The organism is Cellulophaga sp. HaHaR_3_176, assembly GCF_019021925.1.
Lineage (GTDB): Bacteria > Bacteroidota > Bacteroidia > Flavobacteriales > Flavobacteriaceae > Cellulophaga.
In genome coordinates this window covers 2,572,515-2,588,199 of record NZ_CP058990.1, presented here as the reverse complement: position 1 = coordinate 2,588,199, position 15,685 = coordinate 2,572,515, and the positions used below count along the sequence as shown (strand labels likewise).

Annotated in this window: 4 protein-coding genes, 2 tRNA genes and 3 rRNA genes; 6 read left to right on the top strand and 3 right to left on the bottom strand. The window is 37.7% G+C overall.

Translation table 11 applies throughout. The annotated features are described in order from the left end of the window. Positions 1 to 62 precede the first annotated feature (62 nt). The 6 genes from H0I23_RS11465 to rrf all read left to right on the top strand — a co-directional run bounded on the left by H0I23_RS11465 (position 63) and on the right by rrf (position 7,655). Complete coding sequence (locus H0I23_RS11465) at positions 63 to 2,045, top strand: putative porin (RefSeq protein WP_216783434.1); 1,983 nt, start codon at positions 63 to 65, stop codon at positions 2,043 to 2,045. A gap of 351 nt (positions 2,046 to 2,396) precedes the next feature. After that, a 16S ribosomal RNA gene (locus H0I23_RS11460) occupies positions 2,397 to 3,915 on the top strand. A gap of 133 nt (positions 3,916 to 4,048) precedes the next feature. Then, positions 4,049 to 4,122 (top strand) — tRNA-Ile (locus tag H0I23_RS11455). Between the two features lie 166 nt (positions 4,123 to 4,288). Next, positions 4,289 to 4,362: transfer RNA gene (locus tag H0I23_RS11450), tRNA-Ala, on the top strand. A gap of 161 nt (positions 4,363 to 4,523) precedes the next feature. Continuing rightward, a 23S ribosomal RNA gene (locus H0I23_RS11445) occupies positions 4,524 to 7,356 on the top strand. A 187-nt stretch (positions 7,357 to 7,543) separates the two neighbouring features. Continuing rightward, positions 7,544 to 7,655: ribosomal RNA gene (gene rrf / locus H0I23_RS11440) — 5S ribosomal RNA — on the top strand. Together the 16S, 23S and 5S rRNA genes with 2 tRNA genes alongside form the textbook arrangement of a ribosomal RNA operon. Positions 7,656 to 8,193: 538 nt before the next feature. On the opposite strand, the gene H0I23_RS11435 is transcribed toward rrf, so the two are convergent. The 3 genes from H0I23_RS11435 to H0I23_RS11425 form a co-directional block, all read right to left on the bottom strand. After that, positions 8,194 to 9,654, bottom strand: coding sequence for a glutamate synthase subunit beta (locus H0I23_RS11435; protein WP_216783433.1), 1,461 nt, complete (start codon positions 9,652 to 9,654; stop codon positions 8,194 to 8,196). Between the two features lie 2 nt (positions 9,655 to 9,656). Beyond that, complete coding sequence (gene gltB, locus H0I23_RS11430) at positions 9,657 to 14,168, bottom strand: glutamate synthase large subunit (protein ID WP_216783432.1); 4,512 nt, start codon at positions 14,166 to 14,168, stop codon at positions 9,657 to 9,659. 335 nt (positions 14,169 to 14,503) lie between these two features. Further along, a complete protein-coding gene (locus H0I23_RS11425) occupies positions 14,504 to 15,646 on the bottom strand; it encodes an acyl-CoA dehydrogenase family protein (RefSeq protein ID WP_216783431.1) in 1,143 nt (380 codons plus the stop codon). Between the last annotated feature and the right edge of the window lie 39 nt (positions 15,647 to 15,685).

Here is a 15,685-nt window from a genome sequence, read left to right as displayed (position 1 = left end):
TAAAACTTTCACATCCCTTTAACAGCAAAAAAAATTACCTTTGTTTTAATAAGTAAATATCAATGAGACAATTTTTTATTATATTTTTTGTATTTAATGTAGGTTTGGTTTTTTCACAAGACAGGCCAACTAAGCCAGGTAAAGATTCTAATTCTTTGGAAAAAAAAGATAAAGAAGCTTTAGGTAAGAAAAATGATTCTATACAAAAGAAGCCTTCAATAGATAAGTACAAGATAATTAGCTTTAAAAGAGATACTACTTTTTTAGATACGACTTTAACTATAAGTAAGGAGTATAAGAATAATTACTTGCGTAAAGACAATTTTGAGTTGTTACCCTTTTCTAATATGGGGCAAACATATAATAGTTTAAGTTTAAAAACTGATTACGATAAGTTTTACCCCTTTATAGGTGCAAATGCAAAACATTACAATTATAAGGAAATTGAAGATATAAATTATTATAATGTTCCAACGCCCACTACGGATGTAATGTTTAAAACGGTGTTTTCTGAAGGACAATTTTTGGATATAATGCTAACATTTAATACGTCAGAAAGATTAAATTATTCTATAGCTTATACTGGTTTTAGATCTTTCGGTAAATATAACTCTACGGAATCCGAAGCAGGTAATTTTATAACAACTACAAATTATGAAAGCAAAAATAAAAGATATAATCTAAGAGCTCATATTGCTGTTCAAGATTTAGAAAACCAGGAGAATGGAGGTATATCAAATAAAGATCAATTTGAGTCTGGAGATTCTGAATTTCAAGATAGAATAGGGATAGATGTTTTTTTTAATGATGTAGATACTAAAATATTAGGTAAGCGCTATTTCTTTGAAAACCAATACAAGCTTGTTAAAAAGGAGGGAGACTCTAGTGCTATTGATAAAACCTCATTGTCTTTAGGTCATGTATTTAATTATGAGACTAGGTTTTATGAATTTACACAAACGACTCAAAACGATTATTTTGGAGATGCTTTTGTTTCAGGAGAAATATCTGATAAAGCAAGACTTAAATCTTTTTATAATCAATTAAGTGCGGAATTTTATAATACAACATTAGGAAGGTTAAAGGGGTTTGTCAATGTTTATAACTATAATTATTACTTTAATACATTTCTAATTCAAGATGATGGATTGTCGGTAGGTAAGTTAAAGGGAGAAGAAATTTCTTTGGGTGCTAATTATGAAAAGAAAATAGGAGATTTTGATGTAAAAGGAAACTTAACATATAATCTCTCTGGTAATTTGACAGGAACTCTTTTAAATGGTTCTGCAGGCTATAGGTTTAATGATGATATGGCTTTTCATGCTCATATACATTCATCTTCTAGAATGCCAGATTTTAATTACTTATTATATCAAAGTGATTACGCTAATTACAATTGGTCAAATGAAAATAATTTTGAAAAAGTTAATACGAATATAATAGGTGTTGATTTTGAATCGAAATTATTAGGTGATGCTTCGGTGGAGTTTACAACATTAGATAATTACACTTACTTTGCAGTTGATCCTCTTGTTACGATAGAAGAAGGGGGTTTTGAAAACCAATACATAAAGCCTTATCAGGAGTCTAATAGTATAAGTCATTTAAAAGTTAAATACAGAAAAGAGTTTAAGTACGGAAAATTTGCTTTAGATAACACTATAATGTATCAGGCAGTTTCTCAATCTAATGATGTTCTAAACGTGCCACAGTTTACAGCAAGGAATACATTGTATTTTTCAAAAGAGATTTTTGATAAAGCAATGTTCTTGCAAACAGGTGTGACTTTTAAATACTTTACCTCTTATAACATGAATTCATTTAATCCATTATTAGGGGAGTTCTATATTCAAAATAATGAAACCTTAGGAGGCTTTCCTTTAATAGACCTCTTTATAAATGCTAAAATTCAACAAACAAGGCTGTATCTAAAAGCTGAACACATAAACTCATCCTTTACTGGTAATAACTATTATTCAGCTCCTAGCTATCCATATCGAGATTTTATCGTTCGTTTTGGTGTAGTGTGGAATTTCTTTTCTTAATCGTTTTCTCTATTGATTTCATTTAATTTCAATTTTATTTAAAAGTAAATTTATCGTTAGTTCTTTGTTTCTAGGTAGTTACGAAATAGTAAAGAAAAAAGATTAAAAAAGTTTAAAAAAAAGCTTGTGGGTTTAAAAAGAGGGTGTATATTTGCAGCCGCTTAGGGAAACAACGACACGTAAATAAGCTGAGAAAATAGGAATAGAAAAGTTCATTGACATATTGTAAGACAGCGTTTAATTACTGGAAACGGTAATTAAATAAATTGAATTAACATAATAGCTTAAAGAATATTAAGGGCTAGGTTCGGATGATTTTATATTTTGTGTTGTAATAATATTTACAAAACAACGATGAAGAGTTTGATCCTGGCTCAGGATGAACGCTAGCGGCAGGCCTAACACATGCAAGTCGAGGGGTAACAGGGAGCTTGCTCCGCTGACGACCGGCGCACGGGTGCGCAACGCGTATGCAATCTACCTCTTACTAGGGAATAGCCCAGAGAAATTTGGATTAATGCCCTATATTATATTGAGTCGGCATCGATTTTATATTAAAGGTTACGGTAAGAGATGAGCATGCGTCCCATTAGTTAGTTGGTAAGGTAACGGCTTACCAAGGCTTCGATGGGTAGGGGTCCTGAGAGGGAGATCCCCCACACTGGTACTGAGACACGGACCAGACTCCTACGGGAGGCAGCAGTGAGGAATATTGGACAATGGACGGAAGTCTGATCCAGCCATGCCGCGTGTAGGAAGACTGCCCTATGGGTTGTAAACTACTTTTATACAGGAAGAATAAGATCTACGTGTAGATTGATGACGGTACTGTAAGAATAAGGACCGGCTAACTCCGTGCCAGCAGCCGCGGTAATACGGAGGGTCCGAGCGTTATCCGGAATTATTGGGTTTAAAGGGTCCGTAGGCGGGCTGTTAAGTCAGAGGTGAAATGCTGCGGCTCAACCGTATGCACTGCCTTTGATACTGGCGGTCTTGAGTTATAGTGAAGTGGCTAGAATATGTAGTGTAGCGGTGAAATGCATAGATATTACATAGAATACCGATTGCGAAGGCAGGTCACTAACTATACACTGACGCTGATGGACGAAAGCGTGGGTAGCGAACAGGATTAGATACCCTGGTAGTCCACGCCGTAAACGATGGATACTAGCTGTTCGGTTTTCGGACTGAGCGGCCAAGCGAAAGTGATAAGTATCCCACCTGGGGAGTACGTTCGCAAGAATGAAACTCAAAGGAATTGACGGGGGCCCGCACAAGCGGTGGAGCATGTGGTTTAATTCGATGATACGCGAGGAACCTTACCAGGGCTTAAATGTAGATTGACAGGTTTAGAGATAGACTTTTCTTCGGACAATTTACAAGGTGCTGCATGGTTGTCGTCAGCTCGTGCCGTGAGGTGTCAGGTTAAGTCCTATAACGAGCGCAACCCCTGTTGTTAGTTGCCAGCGAGTCATGTCGGGGACTCTAGCAAGACTGCCGGTGCAAACCGTGAGGAAGGTGGGGATGACGTCAAATCATCACGGCCCTTACGTCCTGGGCCACACACGTGCTACAATGGCCGGTACAGAGAGCAGCCATCTGGTAACAGAGAGCGAATCTATAAAACCGGTCACAGTTCGGATCGGGGTCTGCAACTCGACCCCGTGAAGCTGGAATCGCTAGTAATCGGATATCAGCCATGATCCGGTGAATACGTTCCCGGGCCTTGTACACACCGCCCGTCAAGCCATGGAAGCCGGGAGTGCCTGAAGTCCGTCACCGTAAGGAGCGGCCTAGGGCAAGATCGGTAACTAGGGCTAAGTCGTAACAAGGTAGCCGTACCGGAAGGTGCGGCTGGAACACCTCCTTTCTAGAGAAAAGCATCACAGATGTAATTTAGTAGGAATCTAGTCCTTGTATTTTTGAGTTATATTAATTTTATCGCTGTCTTATATATATGTTATATAAAAATATTGATTGAGTCGCAAGATTCGCAAAGTGAGAGTCTCATAGCTCAGCTGGTTAGAGCGCTACACTGATAATGTAGAGGTCGGCAGTTCGAGTCTGCCTGAGACTACAACTTAAAGCTTGATTATTAATTTAGTCAAAACGTTCATTAAAAAGATGGTACTGATTAGTATTGGTATCAATTGAAAGGAAATTTTAGAAGTTGGGTAACTCCAGTTGACGTATAAGTCATCAATTAACTGATAACTGTTAACTGATGTAGTTCGACAACAAATGGGGGATTAGCTCAGCTGGCTAGAGCGCCTGCCTTGCACGCAGGAGGTCATCGGTTCGACTCCGATATTCTCCACAAGGCTTAACAGCCAAAAGTTCATTGACATATTGGGACAAAGTGATTATAGATATCTTCAGGGATACTGTAGTTACAAGAAACACAAATTAAAAAAGAGTAAAGTACGATAATAGGTATTGTAATTTTCGGATTATGATATAATAGAATAAAAAGGACTAGTGACAAGCTAGAAAAGGGCGTATGGGGGATGCCTAGGCTCTCAGAGGCGATGAAGGACGTGATAAGCTGCGAAAAGCTGCGGGGAGGTGCACACAACTTGTGATCCGCGGATATCCGAATGGGGCAACCCACTATATTGAAGGTATAGTATCTCGTAAGAGAAGTAAACCCGGTGAACTGAAACATCTAAGTAGCCGGAGGAGGAGAAAACAAAAGTGATTCCGTTAGTAGTGGCGAGCGAACGCGGATTAGCCCAAACCAGTATTGTTTCGGCAATGCTGGGGTTGTAGGACCACGACATTTGATGCGCGATGAATTAGAACTGTTTGGAAAGACAGGCCGAAGACGGTGATAGCCCGGTATAAGTAAAGGACGTTATTGATAGTGGTATCCTGAGTAGTGCGGGGCACGTGAAACCTTGTATGAATTTGCCGGGACCATCCGGTAAGGCTAAATACTCCTGAGAGACCGATAGTGAACCAGTACCGTGAGGGAAAGGTGAAAAGAACCGTGAATAACGGAGTGAAAAAGATCCTGAAACCATACGCTTACAAGCGGTCGGAGCCTTTAGGGGTGACGGCGTGCCTTTTGCATAATGAGCCTACGAGTTACTTTTACTAGCAAGGTTAAGATTTTAAGGATCGGAGCCGTAGCGAAAGCGAGTCTGAATAGGGCGCCATAGTTAGTAGTAGTAGACGCGAAACCGTGTGATCTACCCATGGGCAGGTTGAAGCTTTGTTAACCCAAAGTGGAGGACCGAACCCGTTGACGTTGAAAAGTCTTGGGATGACCTGTGGGTAGGGGTGAAAGGCCAATCAAACTCGGAAATAGCTCGTACTCCCCGAAATGCATTTAGGTGCAGCGTTGCAATAGTTTTATAGAGGTAGAGCTACTGATTGGATGCGGGGGCTTCACCGCCTACCAATTCCTGACAAACTCCGAATGCTATAAAATGTTTTGCAGCAGTGAGGGCATGGGTGCTAAGGTCCATGTCCGAGAGGGAAAGAACCCGGACCATCAGCTAAGGTCCCCAAGTGTATACTAAGTTGATATAACGCGGTGGAATTGCATTGACAGCCAGGATGTTGGCTTGGAAGCAGCCATTCATTTAAAGAGTGCGTAACAGCTCACTGGTCGAGCGATTCCGCATGGATAATAATCGGGCATAAGTATACCACCGAAGCTATGGCTTCTGTACTCGGTACAGAGGGGTAGGGGAGCATTCTATGGGTGTTGAAGGTGAACTGTAAGGTTTGCTGGAACGCATAGAAACGAAAATGTAGGCATAAGTAACGATAATGCGGGCGAGAAACCCGCACGCCGAAAGACCAAGGTTTCCCCAGCTATGCTAATCAGCTGGGGGTCAGTCGGGACCTAACGCGAACCCGAAAGGGGTAGTGGATGGACAAGCAGTTAATATTCTGCTACCTGCTCACGTTAAAAGTGACGGGGATGTGGTGTTGGTGCGCGCTGACGGAATAGCGCGTTGAAGGGAGTGGTGACACCCCGATAGTACGACAAGGCTTCGGCTAAGTTGATAATCCAGCGTAACATCCTCCGAGAAAAACAAGTGAAGCAGCCCGTACCGTAAACCGACACAGGTGGTTGGGATGAGTATTCTAAGGCGCTCGAGAGATTCATGGCTAAGGAACTAGGCAAAATAGACCCGTAACTTCGGGAGAAGGGTCGCCCTCCTTTTAGGAGGGCCGCAGTGAAGAGGTCCAGGCGACTGTTTATCAAAAACACAGGGCTCTGCAAAATCGAAAGATGAAGTATAGGGCCTGACACCTGCCCGGTGCTGGAAGGTTAAGAGGAGATGTTAGCTTCGGCAAAGCATTGAATTGAAGCCCCAGTAAACGGCGGCCGTAACTATAACGGTCCTAAGGTAGCGAAATTCCTTGTCGGGTAAGTTCCGACCTGCACGAATGGTGCAACGATCTGGACACTGTCTCGGCCATGAGCTCGGTGAAATTGTAGTATCGGTGAAGATGCCGGTTACCCGCAGTGGGACGAAAAGACCCCGTGCACCTTTACTATAGCTTCGTATTGGTTCTGGGTAAGTAATGTGTAGGATAGCTGGGAGACTTTGAAGCGGCGTCGCCAGGCGTTGTGGAGTCATTGTTGAAATACCAGCCTTTGCTTATCTAGGGCCTAACTCTCTATTGAGAGAACAGTGCGTGGTGGGTAGTTTGACTGGGGTGGTCGCCTCCAAAAGAGTAACGGAGGCTTCTAAAGGTACCCTCAGTACGGTTGGTAATCGTACGTAGAGTGCAATGGCACAAGGGTGCTTGACTGAGAGACATACAGGTCGAACAGGTTGGAAACAAGAGCATAGTGATCCGGTGGTTCCGTATGGAAGGGCCATCGCTCAAAGGATAAAAGGTACGCCGGGGATAACAGGCTGATCTCCCCCAAGAGCTCATATCGACGGGGGGGTTTGGCACCTCGATGTCGGCTCGTCACATCCTGGGGCTGGAGAAGGTCCCAAGGGTTGGGCTGTTCGCCCATTAAAGTGGCACGCGAGCTGGGTTCAGAACGTCGTGAGACAGTTCGGTCTCTATCTACTGCGGGCGTTAGAAATTTGCGTGGATCTGACTCTAGTACGAGAGGACCGAGTTGGACTGACCGCTGGTGCACCAGTTGTTCCGCCAGGAGCATTGCTGGGTAGCTATGTCGGGATTGGATAAGCGCTGAAAGCATATAAGCGCGAAACCAGCCACAAGATGAGATTTCTTTAAAGGGCCGTAGGAGATGACTACGTTGATAGGTCATAGGTAGAAGGGCAGTAATGTCTGTAGCCGAGTGATACTAATAGCCCATAGGCTTGCACGCTCTCCCTGTTTGAGTTCGCTTAGACAGGGAGAAGAAACCCTTTTTACTTACAAACTACTATTATAGTTTACTTTTAATTACTTTTTAAAATCTTGTGAGTGTCTTTAGGCACCATTTTGTCCCTTTAATATGTTAACAATATTGTTGTTAGTCTACTTATAATAATAAATATACGCAACTGAAAGTTTAAGGTGGCCATGGCGATGGGGTCCACCCCTTACCATTCCGAACAGGGAAGTTAAGCCCATCAGCGCCGATGGTACTGCTATACCAAGTGGGAGAGTAGGTCGTCGCCTTTTTTAATCAAGTCCTTCATAGAAATATGAAGGACTTTTTTTGTTTATAGAAGTTTGTATTAAGATATATCTAAAGATGTACAAGCTTGGATTGTACGTGGTTATCATGACAAAATATAACTGTAGTACACTATAACTATTGACAACAAGCTACTCTTTAATAAGTTTATACTTTATGTGTAGATAAAGAACCTTCTAAGAAAAATACAAATACGGCACTTGGTTTATACTTAAAAATACATTTGCTTATTGTAGATCATACTATAACTTCAGTATGATTATCATTTTTCTTATAAATATCATTTACATAATGACTGTTTGGAGGGGGAGAACTAGGCTTACTGCTTAATCGCTATATATAATTATTCTTAAATAGTGTGTAATAAATGGTCTCTATGAACTTGTATATTAGTATGGATACTAATAAATAGTCTAAGAAGTATTACTTATAGGAGTCATATGTCAATTCAATTATAAAACAAAAAAAATCCTAAATGAATGTTTTCATTTAGGATTATGTAATATATGTAGAAGTATACCTCTATAAAGTAGGTAAATCTCCTTCTCCTTTTAATGGTAAATCAGAAGATCCCATTAAGTATGTATCTACATGATATGCAGCTTGTCTACCTTCAGATATTGCCCAAACTATTAATGATTGACCTCTTCTCATATCACCAGCAGTGAATATATTAGGAACATTAGTTTGATACTTATCAATACTAGCCTTATAATTAGAACGAGCATCGGTTTGCAAACCTAATTGTTCTGCTAAATAATTTTCTGGACCGGTAAAACCTAATGCTAATAATGCTAAATCACAATCCCAAACTTTCTCAGTTCCTTCAATTTCGATTAATTGAGGGCGTTGTCCAGGAACCATTTTCCATTCTACATTAACAGTTTTTAAACCTGTTAACTTACCATTATTATTGGTTATAAATTCTTTTGTATTTATAAGCCAATTACGTTCAACACCTTCTTTATGTGAAGATGAAGTTTTCAATTGTAACGGCCAATAAGGCCATGGAGTAGAAGGAGAACGATGTCCAGGTGGTTTTGGCATAATCTCAAAATTAACTACAGATTTAGCTCCTTGACGATTTGATGTGCCTACACAGTCAGATCCTGTATCTCCGCCGCCGATAACAATAACATTTTTATCAGTAGCTAAAACTTGATCTTTAACCTCTTTGCCGAAAACTACTTTAGTTTGTTGTGTTAAAAAATCCATTGCTTGAACAACACCATCAGCGTCAATACCAGGTGTAGGTAATGAACGTCTTTGTGTAGCTCCTCCAGTTAAAACGATAGCATCAAACGCCTTTAATTCATCAATTGAAACGTTTTTACCAACATTAGAGTTTACTTTAAAGATAATTCCTTCAAGTTTTAAAATATCAACACGGCGGTCTATTATTCCTTTTTCCATTTTGAAATTTGGAATACCATATCGTAATAAACCTCCAACTTCATCATCTCTTTCAAAAACAGTTACAGTATGGCCGGCTCTATTTAATTGTTGAGCAGTTGCTAAACCAGCAGGTCCTGAACCAACTATAGCTACAGTTTTACCTGTTCTAGTTTTTGGCGGTTGTGGTTTTATCCAACCTTCTTTAAAAGCACGTTCAACTATATTTTTTTCAATATTTTCTATCGAGATAGGGTCGTCTATTAAACCTAATACGCAGGCTTGCTCACATGGAGCTGGGCATAAACGACCTGTGAATTCTGGGAAGTTATTAGTAGAATGCAAAATTAATGATGCTTTTTGCCATTCACCTTGATGTACCATATGATTAAAATCAGGAATTAAATTTCCTAATGGGCAACCACTATGACAAAAAGGTATACCGCAATCCATACAACGAGAACCTTGTGATTTAATTTCAGATTCGCTTAACGCTACTGTAAACTCTTTGTAGTTTTTTATACGATTATCTGCAGCTTCGTATTGCTCGTCTATTCTTTCTATTTCTTTAAATCCTGTTACTTTTCCCATAATTACGATACAGTTAATTCTTCGACCATTGGTTCTTCATTTGCAATACGCTCTAGAGCTACTTTGTACTCTTTAGGCATTACTTTTACAAACTTAGCTAGACTATTTTCCCAGTCTGCTAAAATTTCAGCACCTCTATTACTATTGGTGTGTGCTACATGCTTCTGTATTAATTCTTTTAATTCTAAAGCATCTTCTTCGTAGATAGGATCAAAATCTACAGTTTCTTCGTTACATAATCCATTTGTGAATTTGCCAGTAGTATTTAGTACATAAGCATATCCACCACTCATTCCTGCTGCAAAATTTCGTCCAGTATCACCTAAAACAACAATTTTACCTCCTGTCATATATTCACAACCATGATCTCCAAGTCCTTCGACAACTGCTGTGGCTCCTGAATTACGAACAGCAAATCTTTCTCCTGCAATACCGTTAATATACGCTTCTCCTTGTACGGCTCCGAATAAACAAACATTACCTACAATAATATTATGTTCAGCAATAAAATCTGACTCTACTGGCTTCTTTACAATTATTTTAGCTCCGGATAATCCTTTTCCTAAGTAATCATTTGTATTACCTTCTACAGTGAAAGTAATACCATGAGCACCAAACACTCCAAAGCTTTGCCCTGCAGAACCTTTAAAGTTTAACTTTAATGTATCTTCAGGCAAGCCTAAGTGGCCATATATTTTAGAAATTTCATGTGATAAAATAGCTCCTACAGATCTATCAGTATTCTTTATTTTATAATTTAAGCTTGTAACTTCTTTTCTAAAGATTGCTGCATGAGCATCTTTGAAAATTTGAAAATCAATTACATTATCTAAATTATGATCTTGTTTTTCGGTATTTTTTACTGTATAATTTTTATAATCTGCTGGTTGATATAGTATGGCAGATAAATCTAATCCTTTTGCTTTATAATGTTTAATAGCTTTATTAGTGTTAATTTTCTGAGTTTGACCAACCATTTCATCCATAGTACGGAAACCTAGTTGTGCCATAATTTCTCTTAATTCGTTAGCAACGTAGTAAAAGAAATTAATTACATGCTCAGGAGTACCTTTAAAGTTTTTTCTTAAGTCTTTATCTTGAGTTGCTATACCAACTGGGCAAGTGTTTAAATGACATTTACGCATCATAATACAACCAGAGGCAACTAATGGAGCAGTTGCGAAACCAAATTCTTCAGCTCCTAATAATGTAGCTATAGCAACATCACGACCTGTTTTCAATTGTCCATCACACTCGATTACTATTCTTGATCTTAAGTTGTTTAATACTAAAGTCTGTTGTGCTTCTGCTAAACCAAGTTCCCAAGGTAATCCTGCATGTTTTAATGATGTTAAAGGAGAAGCTCCTGTACCACCATCATAACCAGAAATTAATACAACGTCAGCTTTTGCTTTAGATACACCAGCTGCAATAGTACCAACACCTACTTCAGATACTAATTTCACGTTAATTCTAGCATCACGATTTGCATTTTTTAAATCGTAAATTAATTGAGCTAAATCTTCAATTGAATAAATATCATGGTGAGGAGGAGGAGAAATTAAACCTACAAAGGGAGTAGAGTTTCTTGTTTCTGCTATCCAAGGTAGTACTTTGTGACCTGGTAATTGACCACCTTCACCTGGTTTAGCTCCTTGAGCCATTTTAATTTGAATCTCCTTAGCAGAACTAAGGTAATGAGATGTTACTCCGAAACGCCCTGAAGCAACTTGTTTAATAGCAGAATTTCTGTTGTCACCATTTGCATCGGGCTGAAAACGTCTTCTATCTTCTCCACCTTCTCCTGAGTTAGATTTACCGCCTAAACGGTTCATTGCGATTGCTAAATTCTCATGGGCTTCACGAGAAATAGAACCGTATGACATTGCACCTGTTTTAAAACGTTTAACAATTTCTGTCCATGGTTCTACTTCTTCTAGAGGAATTGGATCTAAGTTATTAAATTCAAATAAACCACGAATTGTAAGTAGGTTTTTAGACTGTTCGTTAATTGCATTTTTATAAACATCGTAAGAATCTTGATCATTTAATCTAACCGCTTGCTGGAGTTTTGCAACTGTCGTTGGGTTAAATAGGTGATTTTCACCATTACGTCTCCATCTATATTCTCCGCCAATGTTTAAGCCTAGGCGTTTGTCGATAGAAGTGTCAGGATATGCGTGTTTGTATCTTTCGTTAATCTCTTTCTCTATTTCATATAAGCCAATACCTTCAATTCTTGAAGCTGTGTAAGGGAAATATTTTTCAACGAAACTAGAGTTGAAACCAACAATTTCAAAAATTTGAGAACCTCTATATGAATGTAATGTAGAGATTCCGATTTTATTCATGACTTTTAAAATCCCTTTTCCAATTGCTTTATTGAAGTTATCTACAGCTTTCTGCTCATCTAATTCAATAAAACCTTCCTTTACTTGTAAACGAATAATTTCATTTACCATATAAGGGTTAACAGCAGATGCACCATAACCAAATAATGTAGCAAAATGATGTGGTTCGCGAGGTTCAGCAGATTCTATTACAATATCAAAATAAGATCGCTTACGTAAGCGATTCATTTGATGATGAACATAAGAACATGCTAATAATGATGGGATAGGAGCTAGGCCTTTTTTAGCACCTCTATCAGAAAGAATAATAATATTTACTCCTTTATCAACGGCTTTAGTAATGCTAATGATTATATTTTCAAGAGCATCCTCTAAACCATTCATTCCTTTATCCTTCTGATATAGCATTTCAATAGTTTCAGCTTTGAAACCATTAATGTCTATATTTCTGATTTTCTCTAAATCGTTATTAGAGATTACAGGATTTTGAATTTTTAATTTTTTACATTGCTCAGGTGTAATGTCAAAAATATTTTTGTCATGACCCAATGCAAGGCTAATATCAGTAACAACTTCTTCTCTAATACCATCTAAAGGAGGGTTTGTTACTTGGGCAAATAATTGCTTAAAATAATTAGATATTATTTGTGGATTATTAGAAAGTACAGCTAAAGGTGTATCAATACCCATTGAGCCTAAAGCTTCTTTGCCTACTTGTGCCATAGGGACAATAACTTCTTGAATATCTTCAATAGTGTAATTATATAAACGTTGTCTTGTGTTTAAGTCTAACGTTTCAATTGGGCAAGCTGAGTTTGTATTCGGTACATCTTTTAATTGTAAGCTGTTTTCTTTTAACCATTTTTGATAAGGTCTTTCAGATACAATCTTATTCTTTATTTCTTCATCATCAATGATTCTTCCTTCATTCATGTCAACCAAGAACATTTTTCCAGGCTCTAAACGACCGTGACTTTTTACATCAGCAGGATCGATATCAACAACACCAACCTCAGAAGACATGATTAATTTACCACTTTTTGTTACTGTATAACGAGAGGGTCTTAATCCATTTCTATCTAATAAAGCTCCTATGTAATCTCCATCTGTAAAAGGTACAGATGCAGGGCCATCCCATGGTTCCATAATACAAGAGTTGTATTCATAGAACGCTTTTCTTTCTTCAGACATTGTAGCGTGCTTCTCCCATGCTTCAGGAATTGTCATCATCATAACCTCTGGCAAAGATCGGCCTGTTAATGTTAACAATTCAACAGACATATCCATTGAGGCAGAATCAGACTTACCTGGTAAAATAATTGGGAAAAGTTTTTCTATCTGATCTCCAAATATTCCAGATTTCATGATTTCTTCACGAACACGCATTCTAGATACGTTACCTCTTAAAGTGTTTATTTCTCCGTTCTGACATAAAAACCTGAATGGTTGTGCTAATTCCCAAGTAGGCATTGTGTTAGTAGAAAATCTTTGATGAACTAAAGCTAGTCTAGTAACTAAATCAGGTTGTTGTAAATCGGTATAATATGGACCTATATCTTCAGGCATTATTATACCTTTATATATAAGTGTTGTGTTTGATAAACTAGATAAGTAGAAATAATTAGATTCTGACATTTTAGAATTGCGAATAGAATGTTCTGCAATTTTACGAGCCATATATAGCTTAGCTCTAAATATGTTTTCTTCTAAATCTCCTTGGGCAATAAAAATTTGTTCAGTATTAGGTTCTGACGCTAAAGCTATTTCTCCTAATTGAGAAGAATCTACAGGAACCTTTCTCCAGCCTAAAATATCTAAACCTTGTGCTTTTATTTCTTTTTCAAATTCAGCTTTACAATGCTTGTATTGATTTTTATTTTTAGGTAAAAATGTCATACCTATAGCGTATTTTCTTTGCTCAGGTATTTCAAAATCACATACTCTTTTAAAGTAAGCATGTGGAATATCGATTAATAATCCAGCACCATCTCCTGTTTTTCCATCAGAGCTAACCCCACCACGGTGTTCTAATTTTACTAAGATTTCTAATGCGTCGTGAATAATTTGATTGTTCTTTTCTCCATTAAGGTTGCATATAAAACCTGCTCCACAGTTTTCATGCTCAAATTCCGGTAGGTATAAACCCTGTTTTTTCCACGTCATAAAATATAGTATTTCCTCAAAAATATCATTTTTAATGGGTTATTTGAAGTCTATGTTACATTATCTAACAAAAAAAGCAACGTTTGGAATAAAACGTTATTAATTATTCATTTTTGATTTTATGAGGGGTTAATTTTATCATTTTGATAAATTTGTGTTAAATAAACCTATTGTCAGTAATTTAAAGGGGGGTGGTTGGTGTTTTGTGTGTTAATTTGATTGATTGATGTGTTTTTTGTTGGGTTGAATTGGATTTAAGTGTGTTTAAAACAAATCACCCCCTAATATTATTAGGGGGTGATTTTAATTTTTTAATTAAAAAAGTTAAAAAAGCGTTATTTATTGATGATATTTCTCGAAATTACTATTTTTTGAATCTCTGAAGTACCTTCGTAAATTTGAGTAATTTTAGCATCTCTCATTAATCTTTCTACATGGTAATCTTTGACAAAACCATTTCCACCATGTACTTGCACAGCTTCTATAGTAGTATCCATTGCAACTTGTGATGCGTATAGTTTTGCCATTGCGCTTGATACATCATAATTGTTCCCATTATCTTTGTCCCATGCCGCTTTATAAACTAAATGTCTAGCCGCTTCAATTTGGGTGTGCATATCTGCTAATTTAAAAGCAATAGCTTGATGGTTGTAAATTTCTGTTCCAAAAGCTTTACGCTGTTTAGAGTATTTAAGAGCTAGTTCATATGCGCCAGCTGCAATTCCTAATGCTTGAGCTGCAATTCCAATTCTACCTCCACCTAAAGTTTTCATTGCAAATTTAAATCCAAACCCATCTTCACCAATTCTATTTTCTTTCGGAACTTTAACGTCATTAAACATTAAAGAATGTGTGTCGCTACCTCTAATACCCAGTTTGTTTTCTTTTGGACCAATTTCAAAACCAGGAGCACCTTTTTCAACAATTAATGCATTAATACCTTTATGTCCTTTTTCTCTATCTGTTTGTGCAATTACTAAATAAACACTTGCTGTACTGCCGTTTGTAATCCAGTTTTTGGTTCCGTTTAAAAGGTAATGATCCCCTTTGTCGATAGCTGTTGTTTTTTGAGAAGTAGCATCGCTTCCTGCTTCTGGTTCAGATAGGCAGAAAGCGCCAATTATTTCTCCAGTAGCTAACTTTGTTAAATACTTTTGTTTTTGTTCTTCATTTCCAAATGTTTCAAGTCCCCAACAAACTAAAGAGTTGTTTACGGAAACTACAACAGAAGAAGATGCATCTACTTTAGATAGCTCTTCCATTGCAATGGCATAAGAAATAGTGTCTAGACCACTTCCTCCATACTTAGGGTCTACCATCATACCTAAAAACCCAAGTTCGCCAAGTTTTTTAACTTGTTCTGTAGGGAATTTTTGATGCTCATCTCTTTCGATTACACCTGGTAGTAATTCGTTTTGAGCGAAATCTCTTGCAGCTTGTTGAATCATCAGCTGCTCTTCTGTTAATTTGAAATCCATATAATTGTGAAATATTTAAAAAAGCATTACAAATATAAG